Source organism: Streptomyces sp. NPDC097129 (assembly GCF_055668065.1).
Genome location: NZ_JBVOQE010000002.1, coordinates 139,102 through 161,966 on the forward strand (window position 1 = coordinate 139,102; position 22,865 = coordinate 161,966).

Sequence of the window (22,865 nt, forward strand, 5' to 3'; positions counted from 1 at the left end):
ACCGCACCGAAGATGCGGCCCGGCGTGCGGCGTGCCTAGGATCAGTAGGCAGTTGCACTCTCCAGGTTGACGCTTTTTCGCAGCCCGGTGTCCTCCGAGTTGGGAGGCGCTTGCCAGTGCTGCCGACCCGCCGGCTGCCGGCCGCTTACCTCGCGACGGTCCTCGTCGCCAGCTGTGTGTATCTGCTCGTGCCGGCTCTGCGGACCCCGCTGTGGGCGCTGATCGGGCTGGGCGGTGTGGCGGCCGTCCTCACCGGAGTCCGGAGCAACCGGCCGGCCGTGCGCTGGCCGTGGCTGGTGCTCGCCGCAGGGCTGCTGGCCTTCTCGGCAGGCGACACGTACTACAACGCTTCGGAGCAGTACTTCCACGCGTCCAACCCGTTCCCCTCCCCCGCCGACGCCTGCTATCTCGCCGTCTATCCGCTGCTGGCGGCAGGGTTGTTCGGGCTGGTCCGGCACCGCTGGGTGGGCCGCGACCTGCCCAGCCTGCTCGACTCGCTGATCGTCACCGCGGGGGTCGCGCTGCCGGTGTGGGTGTACCTGGTGCAGCCGCTGGCCGCCCAGGACGAGCTGACCTGGCAACAGCGGGCGATCAGCGTCGCCTACCCGCTCGGGGACCTGCTGGTCCTGGCGATGCTGGCCCGGCTGCTCGCCCCGAGCGCGGCCTCCGGCCCGAACCGGGCGGTGCAGTTGCTGGTGCTGGGCACCTTCACCCTGCTGTGCTTCGACATCGCCTACGGCTTCCTCCAGCTCAACGGCACCTGGCAGGCGGGCACGGTGCTGGACTCGGGCTGGGTCGTCTTCTACACCGCCTGGGGCCTGGCGGGCCTGCACCCTTCCATGGCGGAGCTCACCGCCGCCGACCCCCCGCCGCAGTCGCTGCTCCTGCGGTGGCCCCGGCTCATCCTGCTCACCGCCGCCACCCTGATCGCCCCCGCGCTGCTCCTCGTGGAGGAGCGGCTGGGCCGGGTGCGCGACGCGACGACGCTCGCCGTCTTCTCGACGCTGATGTTCCTGCTGGTGATCTTCCGGCTCACGGTCATGGTCGTGGCGCACCGCAAGGCGGTGGCCCGGGAGCAGACCCTGCGCGCGGCGACCGTCTCGCTGGTGGCCGCGATCGCCCCGCAGGATGTCGCGGCGGCGTGCGTCCGCGCGGTCGGCCGCCTGATCGGAGGGGACGTACCGCACCGCGCTGTGCTCCTCACCGCGCCGCAGGCCCGGGAGCTGTACGCCTCCCTCGGCCGGTCGCCCGCCCGGGTCGGCGCGGGGGAGCCGGCGCACCGCTCGCTCACCGTGCCCGTGGACCGGTTCGGCCCACGGTTCGCCACCCGGTTCAACGGCCTGCCCGGCACCCTGGTCTGCCCCATGGCGCCGCCCGACACCTCCGCGGACACCGAGCCGGCGGGCGCGCTGGTGGCGGCCGGCCCCGAGCGGCGGCTCAGCGAGGTCCGCAGCTCCCTGGAGATCCTCGCCTCGCACGCGGGGCTCGCCCTGGAGCGCGTGGCACTGCGGCGGGAGATCGTGCGCAAGGAGAGCGAGGCCTACTTCCGGACGCTGGTGCGCAACGCGTCGGACGTCATCCTCATCGTCGACGACGACACCACCGTGCGGTACGCCAGCCCCTCGGCCCTGGCGGTGTTCGGCCACAGCGACCTGACCGGGACGGCCCTGCGGGACCTGGTGGCGCCGGCCGACCGGGACCGGGTGGACCGCACCCTGGGGGCGCTGGGCCGGCACGGACGCCGGGAGGCGCACGACCACTGGTGGGTGCTGCGCGGCGACGGCCGCGTCGAGGTGGAGGTGCGGTGCAGCGACCTCAGACAGGACACCACCGTCGGCGGTCTGGTGGTCACCCTGCGGGACGTGACCGAGCAGCGGCAGCTGGAGCAGGAACTCACCCAGCGGGCCTTCCACGATTCCCTGACGGGTCTGCCCAACCGGGTGCTGCTGCTGGAGCGGACCGCGCGTGCCCTGCTGCGTGGCCGCCGGGAGTCCACGCTGACCTGCGTGCTCTTCCTGGACCTGGACGACTTCAAGACCGTCAACGACACCCTGGGGCACTCGGCAGGCGACCGGCTGCTGAAGGCCGTGGGCGAGCGGCTGGCACTCACCCTGCGCCGTACCGACACCGCGGCCCGGCTCGGCGGCGACGAATTCGCGGTGCTGATGGAGGACGCCCGGCAGCCGCTGGACGCCGAACTGCTCGCCGCCCAGTTGATCCAGGCGTTCAGCCGCCCCTTCCACCTGGCCGACGAGGCGGTCACCGTCTCCGCCAGCGTGGGCGTGGCCACCGCACTCGACAGCAGCGACGCCGAGGAGCTGCTGGCCCTGGCGGACATGGCACTGTACGCGGCGAAGGCGGCCGGGAAACGTCAGTGGCGCCGCTTCCTGCCCCAGCTGCGGGTGCGGGTGGCGCAGCGGCACGATCTGCTGGCCCATCTCGACGACGCGATCGCGCAGGAGCGGTTCGCGCTGTGCTACCAGCCCATCGTCGACCTCGGCGAGCCGATGCCGCAGGTGGTCGGATTCGAGGCGCTGGCCCGCTGGCCGCACTCGCCGAGCGGCCTGGTGCCGCCCGACCAGTTCATCCCGCTGGCCGAGGAGACCGGCCACATCACCCCACTGGGCGCCTGGGTACTGCGCAGCGCCGTCGCGGACATCGCCCGGCTGCAGCGCAGCATCCGGCCCGCCGACCCGCCGTACGTCAGCGTCAACGTCTCCGGCCGCCAGTGGCGGGACCCCGACTTCCTGGGGGCGGTGTGCCGGGCGCTGGACCTGGCGTCGCTCGCGCCGGACGCGCTGCAGCTGGAGCTCACCGAGTCGGTGCTGATGCAGCGGGACGAGCAGATCGACTCCGCGATCGGCCGGGTCAGGGACCTCGGGGTGCGCATCGCGGTGGACGACTTCGGCACCGGGTTCTCTTCGCTGCGCTATCTGCGGGAGTTCCCCCTCGACGTGCTGAAGATAGACAAGACGTTCATCGACGACCTGCCGCGCGACCCGCGGCAGGTGGCGCTCGTCGAGGGGATCGTCCGGATCGCCGACACGCTCGGACTCACGGTGATAGCCGAGGGCATCGAGCAGCAGGCGCAGCGCGAGCTGCTGGCCGGCATGGGCTGCCGGTTCGGGCAGGGCTACCTGTTCGCGCCGCCGATGTCGCTGGACGAGGGAGAGGCCGTGCTGCGGCGGACGGCCTCCATGATCGCGCCCCCGCGCACAGGGACGGCGGACGGCGTCCAGGCGGCCCGCACGGAGGCCGCAGCGGCGGCTGCGAGCGCTCCCCCGGCTGTCCCCCCGGCCGCCGGGAGCGTTCCTCCGGGTGCCCCTCCGGCCGCCGGGAGCGCTCCCCCGGGTGTCCCTCCGGCCGCGGGCACGGCGCACGAGAGCGACACCGCTGAAGCCGGGACCGCACGCGAGACCGGGGCCGCTGAAGCCGGGAACGCACGCGAGGGCGACACCACCGAAGCCGGGGCCACACGCGGGACCGGCGCGGCTGAAGCCGGGGCCCGCCGCGCCCGCCCGGCCGCCGGCCCCGGGCAGAGCTCGCTGGTCCCGGCGCCCCCGGCGAGCGCTCCGGCGTCGAGCGCGTCCCCGGCTCCGGGCGGCGGGACGGCGGCCGCGCACAGCGGGACAACCCTCGAGAGGGGACACACCACCATGCACAGAACCCCCGCCCCCTTGGCGCCGGTCCGGCGCGACCCCCGCTGGTCGGACCTCGACCGTCTGCGCCGCACGAGCCCGATGAGCGACGCGGTCCTGGACGAGGTGCGCGGCCGGCACATCCGCTGCGGCGAACACTGGCTGATCGACTTCGCGTCGTGCAACTACCTCGGCTTCGACCACGACCCGGAGATCATCGAGGCGATCGGACCGACCGTGCGGCGCTGGGGCACCCATCCGAGCTGGTCGCGCCTGCTGGGCAGCCCGCGGCTCTACCCGGACATCGAGGAGCGGCTGACCGCGCTGCTCGGCGCGGAGGACACCCTGCTGCTGCCGACGGCCACCCTCATCCACCACGCGGTGATCCCGTTGCTGGCGGAGCAGGGGGACGTGTTCGTGGAGGCCACCGCCCACCGCACGGTGTACGAGGGGTGCGTGTCGGCCCGGGGCCAGGGCGCGAGCCTGCACCGGTTCCACGCCGACCGGCCCGAGCAACTGGACGCGATGCTGCGGGACGCGCCGTCCGGCACGCCGCGTCTGGTGTGCCTGGACGGCGTGAACAGCATGAGCGGCAACGTGTACGACCTGCCGACGCTCGCCCGGATCTGCCGGCAGCGCGGCGCCACGCTGTACATCGACGACACACACGGCTTCGGCGTCATCGGCGAGCGCTCCCCCGACGAGCCGTGCCCCTACGGCTCACGCGGCAACGGGGTGGTCCGGCACACCGGTATGTCCTACGACGGGATCGTGCTGGTGGGCGGCTTCTCCAAGGCGTACTCGTCGCTGCTGGCCTTCCTGGCCCTGCCGAGCGCGCTGAAGGACCATCTGAAGATCGCGGCCGGCCCCTATCTGTACTCCGGCCCCTCGCCCACCGCCTCGCTCGCGACCGTGCTGGCCGGCCTGGACGTCAACGAGCGGCGGGGCGACGCGATCCGCGCCGATCTGCACCGCAAATCGGCACGCGTGCTGGACCTGGTGCACGCGCTGCGCCTGGACACACCGTGCGCGGGCGAGCTGCCCATCGTGGAGATCCCGCTGGCGGACCCGGACGGTCTTCCGGCGGTCGCGGACTTCCTGTGGGATCGCGGCGTCTACGTGACCCTCGCCGCCTATCCGCTGGTGCCACGCGGGCAGGTCGGCTTCCGCGCGCAGATCACGGCGCTGAACTCCGACGAGGACATCGACCGCCTCGGTGAGGCGCTGACCGCGCTGGACGCGCGGGGCGCGCTGCGGCACCGGGGCTGAGGCGGCGCCGATGTCGATCCGCAACGACGACGTGGACTGGGACGGCTGGCCCGTCGAGGACTACCTCGCCGAGAACTACCGCCAACTGCACCCGTGCGACGCCGCGGTCATCGCCCACCATGCCGCGTACTACGGCACCCTGCCCGCCGGGAGCCTGGCGCGCACGGTGGAGTTCGGCGCCGGTCCCAACCTCTACCCGCTGCTGCTGGCCTCCGCGGTCAGCGCGAGGATCGACGCGGTGGAGGCGGGCGCCGCCAATGTCGCGTATCTGCGGCGGCAGTTGGCCGCAGGTCCGGACGACAGCTGGAGCGACTTCCACGCGCTGTGCCGTCGGCTCGATCCGCGCATCGCGGCGTCGCTGCCGGCCGCGCTGGCCCGGGTGCGGGTGGTGCACGGCGACGTGCGGGCGCTGCCGTCCGGGGCGTACGAGCTGGCGTCGATGCACTTCGTGGCGGAGGGGGCGAGCGAGGACTTCGACGAGTTCGCCGCTTTCTGCGGGCACTTCGCGCGCTGTGTCGTGCCCGGCGGGCACCTGGTGGCGGCGTTCATGGAGAACCTGCCCACCTACCGCATCGGGGCGGCCTCGCGCTGGCCGGGCTGCCCGGTGGACTGCGAGCGCGTCACCAGGGTGTTCACGCCGCTGACCGAAGAGCTGGACGTCACGAGGATCGACGCCGATCCGACCCTGCCGGAGTACGGGGATACCGGGATGGTGCTGCTGACAGGGCGAACGCGGTCTCGGCCAGCGCGAGGTGACTGACGGCCATGGGGGCGTTGCCCAGTTGGCGGCCGGTGGCCGGGTCCCACTGTTCGGCGAGCAGTCCGACGTCGTTGCGGACGGCGAGGACGCGCTCGAACGTCTCCCGCGCCTCGAGGACATGGCCGGTCGCTGCGAGGGTATCCGCATGCCACAAGGAGCAGGAGACGAACGCTCCTTCACGACCGGCCATGCCGTCCACGGGGTGCACCCTTCGGCCGCCGGGTGCGTAGCGGTGCAGGAAGCCGTCCTCGTCGAGGGCCCGCAGGGCGTGGACCGTCCCGCGCACCCGTGGGTCCTGCGCGGGCAGGAAGCCGAGCCGCGGCATGAGCAGGGCGGTGGCGTCCAGCTCGGTGGAGCCGTAGGACTGCACGAAGGAGCCCTGTCGGGGGTCCCAGCCGTCCCGGCAGACCTGCCGGTGCACCTCCTGCCGCATGGCCCACCACTGCGGGGAGGAGCCGTTGCGGCCCAGCAGCTTGCCCATGCGCAGGGCCCGGTCGGCGGCCACCCACGCCATGACCTTGGAGTGCACGAAGTGGCGGCGCGGCCCGCGCACCTGCCACACGCCCTGGTCGGGCTCGCGCCAGTGCCGCAGCAGGTAGCCCATCAGCGCGTCGACCAGCTCCCACACATGGGCCGGCATCGGAATCCCGACCAGCAGGGACTGGTAGAGGGTGTCCAGTACCTCACCGTAGACATCGAGCTGGAACGACCCGTTGGCGCAGTTGCCGAACCTGACGGGCCGTGAGCCCTCGTAACCGGTCAGCCAGGGCGCCTCGGTCTCGCGCAGCAGCCGCTGCCCGCACACGCCGTAGACGCTCTGCAGGTCGGCGGGGTCGCTGGCGACGGTGCGCACCAGCCAGTCGAGCCAGGCCACCGCTTCCTCCCGGTAGCCGCTGCGCAGCAGGCAGGACAGGGTCAGCGTGGAGTCGCGCAGCCAGCAGTAGCGCTGGTCCCAGTTGCGCCCGCCGCCGACGCAACCGGGCAGCGAGGTGGTGGGGGCGGCGACGACGCCGCCGGTGGGGGCGTAGGTGAGGGCCTTGAGGGTGATCAGGGAGCGCACTACGGCGTCCCGCCAGGGTCCCTGGTAGCGGCAGCGGCCGGCCCAGTCGCGCCAGTGGTCGGCGGTCTCCTTCAGCAGGGTCTCCGCGGGGACGGCGAGCGACGGCGGCGGCTCCGTGAGGTGCGAGGGCGCCCACGCCAGGACGAGCGCGACCCGCCGGCCGGCGGGGACGGTGACCTCGGTGACGGTGGCGTGTTCGTCGCCGGACAGCCGCCCGTCGCCTTCGACGCGCAGCCACACCGCGTCCGGCCCTGCGACCGCGACGGTGCAGCCGGCGACCCCGCGCACCCAGGGCACGACGCGGCCCTGGTGGAAGCGCAGCCGCAGCTCGCTGCGCAGCGAGACCTCGCCCACGACGCCCTCCACGATCCGCACGAGGCAGGGCGTCGGCGAGCCGGGCGGCATGAAGTCCGTGACCCGCGCGACGCCGGTCGCGGTACGCCACCAGGTGTCCAGCACCAGGGTGTCCGGCCGGTAGGCGCGCCCGGCGCAGGTGCCGGGTCCAGCGGGGGCGACGCGCCAGAAGCCGTTGTCGGGCGTCCCCACCAGCGCGGCGAGACAGGCCGGCGAGTCGAAGCGGGGCAGGCAGAGCCAGTCGATGGAGCCGTCGCGGCCGACCATGGCCGCGGTGCCCATGTCTCCGAGCAGGGCGTAGTCCTCGACGGGGGTCATGGTGTCCTGCCTCCCACCGGGCCGTTGCGGGCGACGTGCGGCACCTGCGTGCGGCCGGCCCACCACCGGGCCACCACGCGCTCGGCCCCTTTGCCCTGGGCGGAGTAGTCCAGGGTCCGGACGCGGTCCGTCGGGGCCGGGAGCTGCGCCCAGACCCACCAGTGGACGCCCGCCCACCAGGGCAGCCCGGTGAACGTGCGCAGCAGTGCCTCGTAGCCGGCGGCCTGCTCCTCGGTGCCGGGTGTGACCGGGCCGGCATGCGCGCCGCGCACGCTGGAGTACCCGGCCTCCGCGAAGAGGACGGAGCGGCCGGTGCGGGCGGCGAACTCCCCGAGCGCGTCGCGGACGGGACGCCAGGCCCGGGTGAGCGTCTGCGTGTCCCGGTGCGGGCCCGCGGGCAGCGGCCAGTAGGCGTCCACGCCGATCAGATCGACCGCGTCCCAGAAGGCGACGTGCTCGTACTCCTCCAGTCGCGCCGCGTAGAGCAGCGAGCCGCCGTAGACGACACGGGTGCGGTCGACCAGCGCCAGCCAGCGGGCGCGGTCGTCCACCGTGCCCGCGAGTTCGGTGCCCACGGTGAACGCGTCGGCGCCGTAGCGGGCCGCGAGGCGGGCGTAGTGCGCGATGAACTCGGCGTAGGCGGCGAACCAGCGAGCGGGCCGGGCGGGGCGGATCGTGTCGCGGCAGCCGGCGTCGTCGAGGTCGAGGTGGGGTTTGAGCAGGGCGTTCAGGCCGTGTGCGTGGGCCAGGCGGATCATCCGCGCGACCCCTTCGTCGGTGGGGGTGACGCGGGTGGGGCGGATGAGGTCGGCGGTGGGGGTCGGCTGGTACCACGTGGGGGTGAGCTGCACCCAGTTGGCGCCCGACCGCGCGATCCGGCGCAGATGTTCGGCGGCGCGCGGATCGTCGTAGCCGTCGCGGACGTAGCTGGGCAGGGCGAAACCGCGCTGCCGTGGGAGGGTCCCGGGTGCCGGGACGGCTTCCGCGTCGTCCTGTCCGTGCAGGAAGGGGAGCTGCATGTCGGCCACCTCGCCGCCCCCGCCCTGGAAGTGCGGGGGTCGCCGTATCCGTATCGTGTACGTTTACGGCGTATACAGACAGGATGGCCCCGGGCACGCGTAAGGTCAAGTCACGAGGAGGCGGTCCATGGCGAAGAATCCCGACACCACCCCGGCACGGCGCGCCAGCGACCGGGGCCGTTACGGCCGGCTGACCCGGGAGCGGGTGCTGGCCAGCGCGCTGGAACTGGTCGACCGCGAGGGGCTCGGCGCCCTGAGCATGCGGCGGCTGGGCGCGGAACTCGGTGTCGAGGCGATGGCCCTGTACCGGTACGCGGAGGGCAAGGAAGCCCTGCTGGACGGCCTGGTCGAGGCCATGCACCTGGAGCTGCAGGAACGCCTGGACGCCGCGGAGCCGGCCCCGGACGACACGCCCGCCTGGCGCGCGGGCCTGCACCGCTTCGCCCGGACGCTGTACGACGTGTGCCTGGCCCACCCGCACGCGGTGCCGCTGCTGACGACCCGGCTGCTGGCCGTGCCGATGGCCCGCAGGCCGCTGCCGGTGCTCCGCAGCCACGAGCGGGTGCTCGCCCTGCTGGAGGAGGCCGGCCTGGACGAGGCCGCGAGCGCCGTGGCCTTCCAGGCCTGCGTCGCCTGGCTGCTCGGCTATGTCTCGGTCGAGCTGCGGCCCATGGTGGACAACCCCGACGAGCCCGACCCGGCCTTCCGGCTGGGCCTGCACCGTCTGCCGTCGCAGGAGCTGCCCACCCTGCGCCGCACCGCGCCGGCGCTCGCCGAACGGGGCGGGCCGGACGGGCTGGCGGCCGGGCTGGACGCCCTCCTCGACCGCTTCACCGGCAGCGGGCCGACCGGCCGCTGAGGCCGGCGCACCGCCCGCTGAGGCCGGCGCGCCGGTCGCGCTCCCGGTGTGGGCGGATCACCAGAGCTTGTCGATCCTGCCCGAGTGCAGCGCGATCCGGCTGTCGTGGAACGACGGCTCGGCCGCGCGGCTGCCGGCGGTGAAGAAGCAGGCCATCGTGACCTTGTCGAAGGCGGACCAGTCGCTGGGGAACGGCGAGTCGGCCGTCCCGCCGACCAGGACGGCGCCGGGCAGCCGCTGCCAGCCGGCGCTCTCGTAGAACGCCTGGAGCGGGCGGTCGCAGGTGAACAGGCCGACCTCCAGGCCCTGTCCGGCCATCGCCTCACGCGCGGTCCTCACCAGGTGTCTGCCGTGCCCCCGGCCGCGTGCCTCGGGCCGCGTGACCACCGTGCTCAGCCCGCCGGCCGCCCAGCGCCGCCCGGCGTGCGTGATCTTCTTGGTCAGCACGTCCAGCGCCGCCAGCACCGTGTCGCCGGACACGAGCAGCATGGACACCGGCCGCAGCGCGGGGTCGTGGACGGGCGCGAGGGACGCCGCCGACGCCTCGTCGGAGGACGGCCAGGCCTCCTCCTGCAACGCTCGTACCTGCCGCCGCAGCCCGGCCGGGACGGCCTCCTCGGGGTAGGTCACCACCATCGTTTCCGCGGGGACGGGGATCACCGCGCTCCTTCCGTCGGGGCCACCGTTCAGGGTAGCCGCATCCGCGATCACGCCGTCGGGACCGTCCCCGCGGACGGTCCCGACGGCGAGCCGTACGCCGCCCGCTGACGGTGCGTCGTCACCGCGCGGACGGCGCGCCCTTCGCGGTGGTGAGCACGGTGTGGATCAGCCGGGCTCCGGCGCGTGCCGTGCGGTCGTCCGCGTCCAGCGCCGGGTTCAGTTCGGCGACGTCGCACAGCGCCAGCTTCCCGCTGGCGGCGACGCGGGCGCAGACCCGCTCCACGACCTCCATCGCGACCCCGTACGCGGCCGGCGCGCTGACCCCGGGCGCCGTCGCGGCGGGCAGGACGTCGAGGTCGACGCTGAGATGGACGAGATCGCAGGAGGCGAGGAACTCCTCCACGAACCGGTCGGTGCCCAGCCGGTCGAGCAACCCGCACGCGGTGTCCGGCAGATACCGCACCCCGAGCCCCGCCGCCGTGCGGAACAGCCGCTCCGTGTTGCTGGGCCGGCTGATGCCGAGCACCCAGTAGTTCAGCGCCCGGCCGCGGTCGGCCTCGTCCCGCGCCATCTGCAGGAACGGGGTGCCGGAGCTGGGCACGGGGTCGTCGCGCAGATCGAAGTGGGCGTCGAGGTTCAGCACCCCGAGCCGCGCGCCGCCCCGCACCGCGCGGCTGGCGGCCAGGCCCTGGTAGCTGCCGTAGGCCACCTCGTGGCCGCCGCCGAGCACGACGACGGGGACGCCCCGGTCGACCAGCGGGGTGACCGCCCGGCCGAGCCGGCGCTGGCCCTCCTCCAGGTCGCCGTCGGTGACGGCGACATCGCCCGCGTCCAGGGCGCGCAGCGGGTGCGGGAGTGCCATGGAGGCCAGGGCGCGGCGCAGTGCGGAGGGACCATCCGCCGCGCCCTGGCGGCCTTGATTGCGACGGACGCCCTCGTCGCTGCGGAACCCGACCAACGCGGCGTCGTACGCGGGATTTTCGTCGTGCGTGGGGCTTCCGTCGTACGCGGGGCTTTCGTCGTACGCCGGGCTTTCGTCGCACGCCGGGCTTCCGTCGTACGCCAGGCTTTCCTCGGCGACGGCGGCTTCGCCGGGCACGACCGCGTGGTGCCAGCGCAGGGTGTCGGCGCCCGGTCCGTCGTCCCGGCCGGTCCAGGGCGCGGGCGCCACGTCGACGACAGGAGTCACGGCGGTGTACGGGGTGTCGCTCACTTCGGGTCCGTCTCCGCCATCGGGATGCGCACCCCGCGGTCCTTGGCGACCGAGGCGGCGTGCTCGTAGCCGGCGTCGACATGCCGGATGACGCCCATGCCGGGGTCGTTCGTCAGCACCCGCGACAGCTTCCGGGCGGCCAGTTCGGTGCCGTCGGCGATGCAGACCTGGCCGGCGTGGAGGGAGCGGCCCATGCCGACGCCGCCGCCGTGGTGGATGGACACCCAGGACGCGCCGGAGGAGGTGTTGACGAGCGCGTTGAGCAGCGGCCAGTCGGCGATGGCGTCGGAGCCGTCGAGCATCGACTCGGTCTCGCGGTACGGGGAGGCCACCGAACCGGAGTCGAGGTGGTCGCGGCCGATCGCGACCGGGGCGGACAGCTCCCCGGAGGCGACCATCTCGTTGAACTTCAGGCCCGCGCGGTGCCGTTCGCCGTAGCCGAGCCAGCAGATGCGGGCGGGCAGCCCCTCGAACGCGACGCGCTCGCCCGCCATCTTGATCCAGCGGTGCAGGTGCTCGTTGTCCGGGAACAGCTCCAGGACGGCCCGGTCCGTGGCCTCGATGTCCTTCGGGTCACCGGACAGGGCGGCCCAGCGGAAGGGGCCGAGGCCCTCCTCGAACAGCGGGCGGATGTGGGCCGGGACGAAGCCGGGGAAGGCGAAGGCGCGCTCGTAGCCGGCCTTGCGGGCCTCGTCGCGGATGGAGTTGCCGTAGTCGAAGACCTCGGCACCCTTGTCGAGGAAGCCGACCATGGCCTCGACGTGCCGGGCCATCGACCACCGGCTGCGCTCGGTGAACGCGGCCGGGTCCCGCTGCGCCAGCTCGTGCCACTCGGCCACGCTCACCCCGATGGGAAGATACGCCAGCGGGTCGTGCGCGGAGGTCTGGTCGGTGACGATGTCGATCGGCGCGTCCATCTCCAGCAGCCTCGGGAACACCTCGGCGGCGTTGCCCTCCAGGCCGATCGACAGTGCCCGGCCCGCCTCCTTGGCCTCGATGGCGAGGCTCAGCGCGTGGTCGAGGTCCTCGGCGGCGACGTCGAGGTAGCGGTGGGCGATCCGGCGCTCGATGCGGGTCGGGTCGACGTCGACGCAGATCGCGACGCCCTCGTTCATCGTGACGGCGAGCGGCTGGGCGCCGCCCATGCCGCCGAGACCGGCGGTGAGCGTGATGGTCCCGGCGAGGCTGCCGCCGAACTTCTTGCGGGCGACGGCGCCGAACGTCTCGTAGGTCCCCTGAAGGATGCCCTGGCTGCCGATGTAGATCCAGGACCCGGCCGTCATCTGGCCGTACATGGTCAGCCCCTGGGCCTCCAGGGAGCGGAACTCCTCCCAGTTCGCCCAGTCGCCGACGAGGTTGGAGTTCGCGAGCAGCACGCGCGGCGCCCACTCGTTGGTGCGCATCACGCCGACCGGCTTGCCGGACTGCACCAGCAGCGTCTCGTCGTCCTTCAGCGTTTTCAGGGTGCGCACGATCGCGTCGTACGCGGGCCAGTTGCGCGCGGCTTTGCCGGTACCGCCGTAGACGACGAGGTTCTCCGGGTGTTCGGCGACCTCCGGGTCGAGGTTGTTCATGAGCATCCGGAGCGCGCCCTCCTGCTGCCAGCCGAGGCAGTTCAGGTCGGTGCCGCGGGGGGCGCGGACGGTGCGGGAGTCCGGGGAAACGCCGGTCATGGTGCCTCCAGGGGAAGTCGCGTCCGGGCAGGCCGAAGGGCGAGCCGAACAGGCGGGAAGGGGGATGTTGCCGACAAGCTGAGGCCGGGGCGACACCCTCCATGACAGGCGACGCGGCGCCGCGGAACCAGCGTCCCGGTCCGGCTTTCTCGCATCCGAGACGGGTACGGCGTGAGGGGGGCGGGAACGCCGCCCGGAGCGAGGGCGTGCGCGGGAGGGCGGTCAGGACGGTCCGGCCTAGAATTCCGGCCTGACCCGAACACGACGAGGACGGTGAGCGGCTTGACCGCGAGGGATGCGGAGCTGGCCCGGCTGTACCAGGAGCGGACCGCCGGCTCGCTGCCCGCGTACCAGCGCGTGAAGGACCTCGTCACCGAGCAGATCGCCACCGGCCGGTGGCGCGAGGGCGACGCGCTGCCCTCGGAGAACCGGTTCGTCGAGTCGCTGGGTCTGTCCCGTATGACGGTCAACCGGGCGCTGAGGGAACTGAGCACGCAGGGGGTGCTGCGCCGGGTCATGGGCGTGGGCACCTTCGTGGCCCCGGGCAAGGGCACGTCCGCGCTGGTCGAGGTGCATGACATCGCCGACGAGGTCCGCGGACGCGGCCACCGCCACCGGGCGCGGGTGCTTCAGCTGTGCGAGGAGGAGGCGGGGCCCGATCTGGCCGCCCAGTTCGGGCTGGGCGTGCGGCACACCGTCTTCCGTTCCCGGCTGGTGCACATCGAGGACGGCGTGCCGATCCAGCTGGAGGACCGGTACGTGCATCCGCGGTTCGCGCCCGGCTATCTCGACCAGGACTTCACGCGGCGCACCCCGAACGCGTTCCTGTCCGAGGTGGCGCCGCTGGGCCGGGGCGAGCACATCGTGGAGGCCGTGCTGCCGTCGCCGGAGGAGGCGGGACTGCTGGGCATCGGGCGGTCCGAGCCGTGCCTGCTGATCCAGCGCCGCACCTGGTCGCAGGACGCGCTGGTGAGCGTCGCGCGCCTGCTGCATCCGGGGTCCCGCTACCGGTTGCAGGGCACGTTCGAGACGCGCTGAGGGGCCTGGCCCCGGCCCGCCGGCCTGTTCAGGGCGCGCGACCGGACACGGCCGCCGTCAGGCGCGCCGCCCCCTGGCGGAGCACCTCGCGGACGTACTCCTCCTCGTGCCGCGAGTAGTGCCGCCGCCAGGTGCTGCTGAGCGCGGCGACCGGCAGGGCGTTGTGGTCGAAGGCCGCGACCCCCACCGAACGGAACCCCTCCGACACCAGCTCGACCTCCTCCGACCAGCCCCGCTGCCGGTCCTGCGCGAGCAGGGCGAGCAGTTCGGTGAGCGAGCGGGGCCCCTTCCCGGTCCGGGTGACGAGATCGCCGGGGCGCGGGAACAGCGCCCGCACCTGGGCCGGCGGCGCGTACGCGAGGAGCGCCCGCCCGCTGGCCGTCAGATGGGCGGGCAGGCGCACCCCGATGTCGGTGACGAGGGCGCCGTCCACGTCCGCCGACCACCCGCTAGGCGGCCGCTCCTTGAGCAGGTACACGGTCTCGGCGCCGTACAGGACACCGAGATGGACGGTCTGCCCGAGGCGCGTGGCGAGCGTGCGCAGGACGGGTCGCGCCAGCCGCTCGAGCGGTTCGTGGCGCAGATAGGCGGAGCCGATCTCGAACGACGCGACGCCGAGCCCGTACGCCTGCTCCTTCGGCACGTACGACACGAAGCCGCGGTCCACGAGGACGTTCAGGATGTGGTAGGCGGACGAGCGCGGAATGCCCAGGTCACGGGCGAGCGCGGCGACCCGGACGGGGCGGGAGCGGCTGGCGAGATGCAGCAGGATGTCGAGCGCGCGCCCCACGGCGGGCGAGGTGCTGCTGGATGCGGTCGTCTGTCCGGTCATTGGTCCACCTCTTGACCCTCCTGTCTATACAGGAATATACAGGGGCCCTCCCCGACCGGTTTCCGTCGATGGCCGCAGCGCCACGCGGCGCCGGCCCGGTCTTCCCCGTCTGCACGCCCCGTCCCCCCGTCTGCACGTCTCCCCGTCCGCCCCGCCCCGGCCGTCCGTGTGCGGCCGCGGCCCGGACCGGGACGCCCCACCCAAGGAGGGTCTTTCCTTGAGCACCGTCAAGGCCGCACTGAGCAGGGGGCTCACCGCGCGGCACATCCGTTTCATCGCGCTGGGTTCCGCCATCGGCACCGGGCTGTTCTACGGCTCGTCGTCGTCGATCCAGGCCGCCGGGCCCGCCGTGCTGCTCGCGTATCTGATCGGCGGCGCCGCCGTCTTCCTGGTGCTGCGCTCGCTCGGCGAGATGGCGGTGAGTCAGCCGTGCGCCGGTTCGTTCGGAGAGTACGCGACGAAGTACCTGGGACCTTTCGCCGGGTTCGCGACCGGCTGGACGTACGCCTTCGAGATGGTCATCGTCGGCCTCGCGGACGTCACCGCGCTCGGTGTGTACATGGGCTTCTGGTTCCCGGGCGTGCCGCGCTGGATCTGGGTCCTGGCGGCCGTCGCCGTCGTCGGCGCGATGAACCTGCTGAGTGTGAAGGCCTTCGGCGAGCTGGAGTTCTGGCTCTCCCTCGCGAAGATCGTCGCCATCGTCGCCATGATCGTCGCCGGTCTGGCGATCCTCGTGTTCGGCATCTCCGGCGGCGGCGCGCACGCGAGCGTGTCGAACCTGTGGAGCAACGGCGGCTTCTTCCCGCACGGCGCCCACGGCTTCGTGATGTCGTTCGCCGTCGTCATGTTCGCCTTCGGCGGGACCGAGGTCATCGGCGTCACCGCGGGTGAGGCGCAGAACCCCGAGAAGACCATCCCGAGCGCCATCAACTCCATCCCGCTGCGGATCGTGCTCTTCTACGTCCTGACCCTCGCCGTGCTCATGTCGCTGTCGCCGTGGCAGCACGTCGGCGCCGAGGGCAGCCCGTTCGTGGAGATCTTCGCGAGCATCGGGGTGAAGTCCGCGGCGGCCGTACTGAACGTCATCGTGATCATCGCCGCCCTGTCCGCGATCAACAGCGACATCTTCGCCGCCGGGCGGGTCATGTACGGGATGGCCGAGCGCGGTCAGGCACCCGCCGTGCTGCGCAGGCTGTCGAAGAACGGCGTGCCGTGGACGACCGTCGTCATCATGATGGCGGCGCTGCTGCTGGGCGTGGTGCTCAACTACGTGATGCCGGGGCAGGTGTTCGTCGTCATCTCCTCCATCGCGACGTTCGCGACCGTGTGGGTGTGGCTGATGATCCTGCTGGCGCAGGTCAGGGCGCGCCGCGCGATGACGCCCGAGGAGGCGGCCCGACTGCGCTACCCGGCGCCGCTGTGGCCGTACGGGCAGATCGCCGCCGTCGTGTTCATGGTCGCCGTCCTCGTGCTGCTCGCGTTCTCCGCCGACACCCGCATCGCGCTGGTCGTCGGGGCGGTCTGGCTGGCGCTGCTGGGCGCGGTGTACGCGGTGTGGCTGCGTCCGCGGCTGCACGCCGCCACCGGCGCGGCGGCCGGCGAAACGTCTGGGATACCGGACACCAACTCCGCCGGGACCGTCGCGGCGCGGCGCTGACATGGGAGTTCATTAAGTCATGAACGTGGAAGTGAATGTCGGCCCCCTGTCCCCCGAAGACGTCGTCGCGGTCGCCCGCCATGACGCACCCGTCGTGCTCGCCCAGGACGCGCTGAAGGAGATCGCGCGCAGCCGTGAGGTCATCGAGGGCCTCGCGGACGACGTGGTGCCCCACTACGGGGTCTCCACCGGGTTCGGGGCCCTGGCCACCCGGCACATCCCGACCGCGCTGCGCGCGCAGCTCCAGCGCAGCCTGGTCCGCTCGCACGCCGCGGGCTCCGGGCCCGAGGTCGAGCGCGAGGTCGTCCGCGCACTGATGCTGCTGCGTCTGTCGACGCTCGCGACGGGCCGGACCGGCGTGCGGGTCGAGGTCGCCGAGACCTACGCGGCGCTGCTGAACGCCGGAATCACGCCGGTGGTGCACGAGTACGGCTCGCTCGGCTGCTCCGGCGACCTCGCGCCGCTCGCGCACTGCGCGCTCGCCGTCATGGGCGAGGGCAGGGTGCGGGACGCGCGCGGGGAGCTGCGGGACGCCGCCGACGCGCTCGCGGACGCCGGGATCAGCCCGGTGGTGCTCAGGGAGAAGGAGGGGCTCGCCCTCATCAACGGCACCGACGGCATGCTCGGCATGCTCGTCCTCGCCTGCCACGACCTGCGGGGCCTGGTGCGGGTCGCGGACATCACCGCCGCGATGAGCGTCGAGGGGCAGCTCGGCACGGACGCGGTGTTCGCCGCCGACCTCCAGGCGCTGCGGCCGCACCCCGGGCAGGCCGACAGCGCCGCCAACCTGCGGGCGCTGCTCGCCGGTTCGGGCATCGTGGCGAGCCACCGCGGTCCCGAGTGCACCCGGGTGCAGGACGCCTACTCGCTGCGCTGCTCGCCGCAGGTGCACGGCACCGTGCGGGACACGCTGACGCACGCCGAGCTCGTCGCCTCCCGTGAGCTGGCCGGCGCGGTCGACAACCCCGTCGTCACGCCCGACGGGCGGGTGGAGTCCAACGGCAACTTCCACGGGGCGCCGGTCGCCGCCGTACTGGACTTCCTCGCCATCTCGGTGGCGGACCTCGCGTCGATCTCCGAGCGGCGCACGGACCGGTTCCTGGACACCGCCCGCAACCACGGGCTGAACGCGTTCCTCGCCGACGACCCCGGCGTCGACTCCGGGCACATGATCGCCCAGTACACGCAGGCGGCGATCGTCTCGGAGCTGAAGCGGCTCGCCGCGCCGGCGTCGGTCGACTCGATCCCCTCCAGCGCCATGCAGGAGGACCACGTCTCCATGGGCTGGTCGGCCGGGCGCAAGCTGCGCCGCGCCGTGGACGGCCTCACCCGGGTCCTCGCCGTCGAGCTGTACACGGCCGCCCGCGCCCTCGACCTGCGCTCCCCGCTCGACCCCGCGCCCGGCACGGCCGCGGTGCGCGACGGTCTGCGCGAGGTCGTGGCGGGCCCCGGCCCCGACCGCTGGCTGGCGCCCGAGATCGAGGCCACGTTCGCGTACGTCTCGTCCGGCACCGCCGTGTCCAGGGCGGAGGCCGCGGTGGGCACCCTGGCGTAACCCGCCCGGCTCACCCTCCCGGCCCCGGCCCGCCACCTCGGCGGGCCGGGGCCGGACGCTTTCGCGGCGGCGTTCCGCCCTCAGTGCCCGGGACGCCGGGCCGTGATCACGTAGTAGTCGAGCAGACCGTCCCGGTACGTGCCGAGGAAGTTGCGCGGCCAGGTCGCGGGCAGGTCGACCCCGGCGAGGAAGTGGTCGAAGCCGGGCCACACCTGGTCACCGATCGACTCGGCTCGGACCTCGGCGAAGCCCGTGTCGCGCAGGGCGCCGAGGAACGCGGGCAGCGGGTGCGGCCGGTCCAGGCCGGTCGCGAAGCTGTCCAGGCGCTCGGCGAGGGCGGCGGCCTTCGCGGGGGCGGCGTCGGGTACGAAGAAGGTGGTGACGGCCAGCCGTCCGGCCGGCCCCAGCACCCGGGCGGACTCGCGCGCGAAGGCGGTCAGGTCTTGGAAGTGCTGCGCGGCCTCCACCGAGTACAGACGGTCGAACTCCCCGTCCCCGAACGGCATCCGCTCGGCGGCGCCCCGCACGAACCGCAGCCGCTTCGGCTCGCGCGCGAGCAGGTCGGCATGCGTGGCGCGGGCACGCGCCAGCTGCTCGGGGTGGACGTCCACGCCGGTCACCGCCGCGCACCCGAACTCGGTGAGCGCCAGCGCCGCGCCGAGCCCGAGCCCGCAGCCGACCTCGACGGCGCGGCTGCGCCCCGCCACGGGGGCGAGGGCGCGCAGCACACGCCGGTACAGATTCCGCTCGCTGCGCACCCGGTCCTCGGTGCTCAGCGGGCGGTCCAGCGGCATCCCCTGCCAGTCCCCGAAGTTGATGAACCCGCCCGCGAACGCGGGCACCGAACTCAGGTCCACGGGTCCGTAGACGTCCCGCACCGCCGGTGCGATGTCCTCGTCGGCCGCACCCACCTCGTAGTCGGTCATGCACGCATCGTAGGGACGCGAGGGCACGCGCGGAGGCGGACCGGGGGCCGGCCGCCCCGCCCGGAAGAGTCTCGGCGAGCCGCCCGCCGGGCCCCCGCCTCACCGCGGCGGGCTCCATGGCGTCCGTCAAGCCGCAGGTCACACCCCGGACGCCATGGCGGCCCGGTGATCCGTCTCGTATCCGAGACGTCGCGGAGGGCGTCCGTCCGCAGCGCCCGGGCGGACGTACGCTCGCGCCATGTCCGTCGTACCAGCCGCCGCACAGGTCCTCGCCATCCTCCGCTACCTCGCCGGTCAGGCCGGGCCCGTGCCCGCCGCGGCGATCAGCCGGGACGTCGGCCTGCCGCGGTCGACCACGTACCACCTCCTCGACACGCTCGCCCGCGAGGGATTCGTGGTGCATCTGCCGGAGGAGCGGCGGTACGGGCTCGGGGTCAGCGCGTTCGAACTGGGCTCTGGCTACAGCCGCCAGGCGCCGTTCGAACGCCTGGCGAGGGTGCCGCTCGCCCGGCTCGTCGACCGCACCGGGCACAACGCGCATCTGGCGGTGCTGCACGGCCGTGAGGTCGTCTATGTCATCGAGGAGCGCGCTCCCGGCCGTCCACCGCTGGTCACCGAGGTCGGCGTACGGCTGCCCGCCCACCTCACGGCCAGCGGCCGGGCCGTCCTGGCACGCCTGCCGGCGGCGCAGGTGCGGGCCCTGTTCCCGGACGCCTCGACGTTCGTGCGCCGCAACGACCTCGGACCGACGTCGCTGTCGGCGCTGCGCCACCTGCTGACGGAGGTACGCGCGCGTGGCTACGCGACGGAGGAGGACGAGATCACGACGGGCTTCTCCTCGGTGGCCGCCGCCGTGCTGGACCACAGCGCCCACCCGATCGCCGGGGTGGCGGTCACCTTCCCCGGCGGGCAGGTCGACGAGGCGCAGCGACTGCGGATCGCCGACGAGGTGGGCCGGGTCGCCCGCGAGCTGACCCGCCGGGTGGGCGGCGTGGCGGGCTGACGTGTGCTGCCCGGGGCATACGGGAAAGGCCGTTCCGGATCACTCCGAAACGGCCTTTCACCTGCGACTTCGCAAAGTCGGGACGACAGGATTTGAACCTGCGACCCCTTGACCCCCAGTCAAGTGCGCTACCAAGCTGCGCCACGTCCCGGCCGCGCCGACCCACGGCTGTCCCGCGTGATCGCGCGAACAGCACTTTACCCCACACCGGGGGCCGGGCCGAAGGGGGCACGGACCGCACGGGACAATCGAGCCATGGCAGGCACCGCGGACACGGACGGCACGGCATCCGGCGACGGCACCTCTCCCCTGCGCCCGGCCGGTGCCCGGGACCGGGACGGCGAGGGGCGGGCGCGCAACGCGCGGCCCCGGGACGGGCTGGGCCGGCCCCTGCCCTACGGCGCCCCCGGTGTGGCCCGGCAGCCGGAGGGGGTGGTGCGCGCCCCGGAGGAGTCCGTGGCCGAGGCGCAGGCGCTGCTGGACGAGGGCAAGCCGTTCCACGCGCACGAGGTGTTCGAGGACGCCTGGAAGTCGGGGCCGCCGGAGGAGCGGACGCTGTGGCGCGGGCTCGCCCAGCTCGCGGTGGGCCTCACGCACGCGGCACGCGGGAACGCCGCCGGCGGGGCGCGGCTGCTGCGGCGCGGGGCCGGCGCCGTCGAGGAGTGGGCGGCGGACACCGGCCGGGGGCGGCCGTACGGCATGGACCTGGGCTCACTCGCCGGGTGGGCGCGGGAGCTGGCCGCGGTGGTGGAGGCCGGCGGCGGGCCCGTCGACGCCCGGGAGTGTGCGCCCCGGCTGCGGTGACCGGCGGGCGGTGCGGTCACTGTCAGTGGCGTACGGCAGACTCGGGGCGTGCGAAAGATTCATGTCATCGGGATCGGTGCCGGCGATCCCGACCAGCTGACCCTGCAGGCGGTCAAGGCGCTGCGCGCCACGGACGTGTTCTTCGTCCTCGACAAGGGCGAGGTGAAGAACGACCTGGTGCGGCTGCGCCGGGACATGCTTCAGGCGCACATACCCGAGGGCGGCTACCGGGTGGTCGAGGCGCGCGACCCGGAGCGGGACCGCCGCGCAGGCGGCGCCGCGTACTCGCCGGCCGTCGGGGACTGGCGCAGCGCCCGCGCGGGCATCTACGAGCGGCTGATCGCCGAGGAGCTGGGCGAGGAGGAGACCGGCGCGTTCCTGGTGTGGGGCGACCCGGCGCTCTACGACAGCACGATCGCGATCCTCGACGAGGTGCTTCAGCGGGGCGCGGTCGCCTTCGGCTACGACGTCGTGCCCGGCATCAGCAGCGTCTCCTCGCTCGTGGCCCGGCACCGAACGGGACTGAACCGGGTCGCGCGGCCGGTGCAGATCACCACCGGGCGGCGGCTGGCGGAAGGCTTCCCGGACGGCGTGGACGACGTGGTCGTGATGCTCGACGCGCACCAGGCCTTCCGGAAGTACCTCGACCAGGACATCGACATCTACTGGGGCGCCTACCTCGGCACCCCGGACGAGATCCTCGCCTCCGGCCCGATCGCCGAGGCCGCCCCGCGCATCGAGCGGCTGCGGGCCGAGGCGCGGGAGCGCAAGGGGTGGATCATGGACACGTATCTGCTGCGCCGCAACCCGAAGGACACCTGACACACCCGCCCGGGCCACCGGGCCTACGGGGGCTGCCCACAGGTGCTGGCGGGCACGTCCGGCGACCTGTTCGGCCGCCAAGGTGGTCTTCCAGGTCTCGGCGCCACGGCACGGGACGCTGTGGGCGTACAACCTCGAACACCTGGGCCTGCATGCGGGCCTCGGTCACCCGCGGCTGAGCCCCAGCCGCTCCAGCACCGCCGCCACGTCCGGCACCGCCGTCACTCCCTCCGGCAGCGGCGGACGGCGTACGACCACCACCGGCAGGCCCAGCTCACGGGCCGCCGTCAGTTTGGCCGCCGTGGCCTCTCCTCCGCTGTCCTTGGTCACCAGGACGTCGATGCGGTGCTCCCGCAGAAGCGCTGTCTCGTCGGCCACGGTGAACGGGCCCCGCGCCAGGATCACCTGAAGCCGCGGCGGCAGCGAACCCTCGGGCGGCTCCACTGACCGTACGACGAAGTCGGTGTCCGTCAGGTGCGCGAAGGCGGCGAGGCCGAGGCGGCCCGTGGTGAGGAACACCCGGCGGCCGAAGCGGGGCAGTTCCCGCGCGGCCGCGTCCAGGGAGCCGACGGTGTGCCAGCGGTCGCCGGGGCCCGGACGCCAGCCCGGCCGGCGCAGTACCACCAGCGGCACGCCAGTCAGCGCGGCGGCGTCCGCGGCGTTCGCCGTGATGCCGGCGGCGAAGGGATGGGTGGCGTCGACGACCGCGCTCACCCCCTGCTCGCGCAGCCACGCGGCGAGCCCCTCAGCGCCGCCGAACCCTCCGACGCGCACCTCGCCGTCGACCGCTCCGGGCCGGGTCACCCGTCCCGCCAGCGAGGTCGTCACCCGCACGCCCGCACGCTCCGCGAGGGCGGCGGCGAGACGGCGGGCCTCGGTGGTGCCGCCGAGGATCAGGACGTGCGGGGTCGGCATGGCGTCGAGGGTACGAGGTGCCGGATCCGGGCCCGTCACCGGCTCTGCGCGGTACCCGCCCGGCGGCACCGTCGCCGGTGGCGAGGCGGTCGCGGCCGCGCCGGCGCGCGCCAGACCGGCCGGGCGGCCGAGGCGCCGGCCGGAGATGCACCGCCGCAGCGAGCGGATCTGCCGGGCGGCGATACCGGGCCGGACCGAGGACGTGGTCGCGGTGTACCACGCGGTCGCACGGCAGCAGATCCGCAACGACCCGGCGGCCCTGGAGCTGCTGACACGAGGCCGAAACGCCGCTGCCGCAGGTGCTCGGCGCCATGGGAGACCCCGAGGCCCGGGAGACGCTGCGCACCGCCCGCGACGCCCTCGCCGCGCCGCGCCGCGCCGCGCCGCGCCGAGAAGCCCACGGCAGGTCGAGGCGCCGGCCGCACTCGCCGCGCTCGACGAAGCCACGCCCCCATCGCCTGACGCGGAAACCCGGCGCCGCCCCCACCGC

At 73.9% G+C, this 22,865-nt stretch carries 17 protein-coding genes and 1 tRNA gene; 9 read left to right on the forward strand and 9 right to left on the reverse strand.

Going from position 1 to position 22,865, the window contains the following annotated elements; all coding sequences use genetic code 11:
• Window positions 1–116: 116 nt before the first annotated feature.
• Window positions 117–4,907 carry an aminotransferase class I/II-fold pyridoxal phosphate-dependent enzyme gene (locus AC0B9F_RS06505; RefSeq protein ID WP_472000850.1) on the forward strand — a complete coding sequence of 1,597 codons (4,791 nt, stop codon included), beginning with the start codon at window positions 117–119 and terminating at the stop codon, window positions 4,905–4,907.
• A 10-nt stretch (window positions 4,908–4,917) separates the two neighbouring features.
• Window positions 4,918–5,667 carry a class I SAM-dependent methyltransferase gene (locus tag AC0B9F_RS06510; RefSeq protein ID WP_471999188.1) on the forward strand — a complete coding sequence of 250 codons (750 nt, stop codon included), beginning with the start codon at window positions 4,918–4,920 and terminating at the stop codon, window positions 5,665–5,667.
• Here the strand turns inward: AC0B9F_RS06510 and AC0B9F_RS06515 are convergent.
• Both AC0B9F_RS06515 and AC0B9F_RS06520 read right to left on the reverse strand, forming a co-directional pair.
• Complete coding sequence (locus AC0B9F_RS06515; protein ID WP_471999190.1) at window positions 5,567–7,399, reverse strand: glycoside hydrolase family 15 protein; 1,833 nt, start codon at window positions 7,397–7,399, stop codon at window positions 5,567–5,569. The two genes, AC0B9F_RS06510 and AC0B9F_RS06515, sit on opposite strands and share 101 nt — an antisense overlap.
• A complete protein-coding gene (locus AC0B9F_RS06520) occupies window positions 7,396–8,418 on the reverse strand; it encodes a glycoside hydrolase family 113 (protein ID WP_471999192.1) in 1,023 nt (340 codons plus the stop codon). The genes AC0B9F_RS06515 and AC0B9F_RS06520 overlap by 4 nt, the downstream gene beginning before the upstream one ends.
• A gap of 127 nt (window positions 8,419–8,545) precedes the next feature.
• On the opposite strand from AC0B9F_RS06520, the gene AC0B9F_RS06525 reads away from it, so the two are divergent.
• Window positions 8,546–9,277, forward strand: a complete 732-nt coding sequence (locus AC0B9F_RS06525) for a TetR/AcrR family transcriptional regulator (protein ID WP_471999194.1) — start codon at window positions 8,546–8,548, stop codon at window positions 9,275–9,277.
• Between the two features lie 57 nt (window positions 9,278–9,334).
• Here the strand turns inward: AC0B9F_RS06525 and AC0B9F_RS06530 are convergent, their stop codons facing one another.
• From AC0B9F_RS06530 to hutU, 3 genes are all read right to left on the reverse strand, one after another.
• The gene (locus tag AC0B9F_RS06530) at window positions 9,335–9,937 is read right to left on the reverse strand and encodes a GNAT family N-acetyltransferase (RefSeq protein WP_471999196.1); all 603 of its coding nucleotides are present in this window, start codon (window positions 9,935–9,937) and stop codon (window positions 9,335–9,337) included.
• Between the two features lie 118 nt (window positions 9,938–10,055).
• The gene (gene hutG / locus AC0B9F_RS06535; protein ID WP_471999198.1) at window positions 10,056–11,150 is read right to left on the reverse strand and encodes a formimidoylglutamase; all 1,095 of its coding nucleotides are present in this window, start codon (window positions 11,148–11,150) and stop codon (window positions 10,056–10,058) included.
• Window positions 11,147–12,823: a urocanate hydratase gene (hutU, locus tag AC0B9F_RS06540; protein WP_471999201.1), complete on the reverse strand. Its 1,677-nt coding sequence runs from the start codon at window positions 12,821–12,823 to the stop codon at window positions 11,147–11,149. Before hutU ends, hutG begins: the two co-directional genes overlap by 4 nt.
• Before the next feature lie 282 nt (window positions 12,824–13,105).
• Here hutU and hutC point away from each other — a divergent pair, with 282 nt between their 5' ends.
• Window positions 13,106–13,861 carry a histidine utilization repressor gene (hutC, locus tag AC0B9F_RS06545; protein ID WP_471999203.1) on the forward strand — a complete coding sequence of 252 codons (756 nt, stop codon included), beginning with the start codon at window positions 13,106–13,108 and terminating at the stop codon, window positions 13,859–13,861.
• Window positions 13,862–13,889: 28 nt separating this feature from the next.
• Here the strand turns inward: hutC and AC0B9F_RS06550 are convergent, their stop codons facing one another.
• Entirely contained in the window at window positions 13,890–14,693 is an 804-nt protein-coding gene (locus AC0B9F_RS06550) for an IclR family transcriptional regulator (RefSeq protein WP_471999205.1), read from the reverse strand.
• Between the two features lie 217 nt (window positions 14,694–14,910).
• On the opposite strand from AC0B9F_RS06550, the gene AC0B9F_RS06555 reads away from it, so the two are divergent.
• Window positions 14,911–16,350, forward strand: coding sequence for an amino acid permease (locus AC0B9F_RS06555; protein ID WP_471999206.1), 1,440 nt, complete (start codon window positions 14,911–14,913; stop codon window positions 16,348–16,350).
• A gap of 19 nt (window positions 16,351–16,369) precedes the next feature.
• Window positions 16,370–17,905, forward strand: coding sequence for a histidine ammonia-lyase (gene hutH, locus AC0B9F_RS06560; RefSeq protein ID WP_471999208.1), 1,536 nt, complete (start codon window positions 16,370–16,372; stop codon window positions 17,903–17,905).
• An 80-nt stretch (window positions 17,906–17,985) separates the two neighbouring features.
• On the opposite strand, the gene AC0B9F_RS06565 is transcribed toward hutH, so the two are convergent.
• On the reverse strand, window positions 17,986–18,831 hold the full coding sequence (locus AC0B9F_RS06565) for a class I SAM-dependent methyltransferase (protein WP_471999210.1): 846 nt from the start codon (window positions 18,829–18,831) through the stop codon (window positions 17,986–17,988).
• 238 nt (window positions 18,832–19,069) lie between these two features.
• Between AC0B9F_RS06565 and AC0B9F_RS06570 the strand changes: the two genes are divergently transcribed.
• Complete coding sequence (locus AC0B9F_RS06570) at window positions 19,070–19,834, forward strand: IclR family transcriptional regulator (RefSeq protein WP_471999211.1); 765 nt, start codon at window positions 19,070–19,072, stop codon at window positions 19,832–19,834.
• A 77-nt stretch (window positions 19,835–19,911) separates the two neighbouring features.
• Here AC0B9F_RS06570 and AC0B9F_RS06575 read toward each other — a convergent pair.
• Window positions 19,912–19,985, reverse strand: a tRNA-Pro gene (locus AC0B9F_RS06575).
• 104 nt (window positions 19,986–20,089) lie between these two features.
• Between AC0B9F_RS06575 and AC0B9F_RS06580 the strand changes: the two genes are divergently transcribed.
• A complete protein-coding gene (locus AC0B9F_RS06580) occupies window positions 20,090–20,638 on the forward strand; it encodes a DUF309 domain-containing protein (protein ID WP_471999213.1) in 549 nt (182 codons plus the stop codon).
• A gap of 48 nt (window positions 20,639–20,686) precedes the next feature.
• On the forward strand, window positions 20,687–21,460 hold the full coding sequence (gene cobF, locus AC0B9F_RS06585) for a precorrin-6A synthase (deacetylating) (protein WP_471999214.1): 774 nt from the start codon (window positions 20,687–20,689) through the stop codon (window positions 21,458–21,460).
• A gap of 165 nt (window positions 21,461–21,625) precedes the next feature.
• On the opposite strand, the gene AC0B9F_RS06590 is transcribed toward cobF, so the two are convergent.
• Entirely contained in the window at window positions 21,626–22,375 is a 750-nt protein-coding gene (locus AC0B9F_RS06590; protein WP_471999216.1) for a cobalt-precorrin-6A reductase, read from the reverse strand.
• Between the last annotated feature and the right edge of the window lie 490 nt (window positions 22,376–22,865).

Bases quoted from the DNA above. Each gene is read 5' to 3' on its own strand.
- AC0B9F_RS06510 (WP_471999188.1), top strand. From the start codon at position 4,918: ATGTCGATCCGCAACGACGACGTGGACTGGGACGGCTGGCCCGTCGAG.
- AC0B9F_RS06515 (WP_471999190.1), bottom strand. From the start codon at position 7,399: ATGACCCCCGTCGAGGACTACGCCCTGCTCGGAGACATGGGCACCGCG.
- AC0B9F_RS06520 (WP_471999192.1), bottom strand. From the start codon at position 8,418: ATGCAGCTCCCCTTCCTGCACGGACAGGACGACGCGGAAGCCGTCCCG.
- AC0B9F_RS06525 (WP_471999194.1), top strand. From the start codon at position 8,546: ATGGCGAAGAATCCCGACACCACCCCGGCACGGCGCGCCAGCGACCGG.
- hutU (WP_471999201.1), bottom strand. From the start codon at position 12,823: ATGACCGGCGTTTCCCCGGACTCCCGCACCGTCCGCGCCCCCCGCGGC.
- AC0B9F_RS06550 (WP_471999205.1), bottom strand. From the start codon at position 14,693: ATGACCGGACAGACGACCGCATCCAGCAGCACCTCGCCCGCCGTGGGG.
- hutH (WP_471999208.1), top strand. From the start codon at position 16,370: ATGAACGTGGAAGTGAATGTCGGCCCCCTGTCCCCCGAAGACGTCGTC.
- AC0B9F_RS06565 (WP_471999210.1), bottom strand. From the start codon at position 18,831: ATGACCGACTACGAGGTGGGTGCGGCCGACGAGGACATCGCACCGGCG.
- AC0B9F_RS06570 (WP_471999211.1), top strand. From the start codon at position 19,070: ATGTCCGTCGTACCAGCCGCCGCACAGGTCCTCGCCATCCTCCGCTAC.
- AC0B9F_RS06580 (WP_471999213.1), top strand. From the start codon at position 20,090: ATGGCAGGCACCGCGGACACGGACGGCACGGCATCCGGCGACGGCACC.
- AC0B9F_RS06590 (WP_471999216.1), bottom strand. From the start codon at position 22,375: ATGCCGACCCCGCACGTCCTGATCCTCGGCGGCACCACCGAGGCCCGC.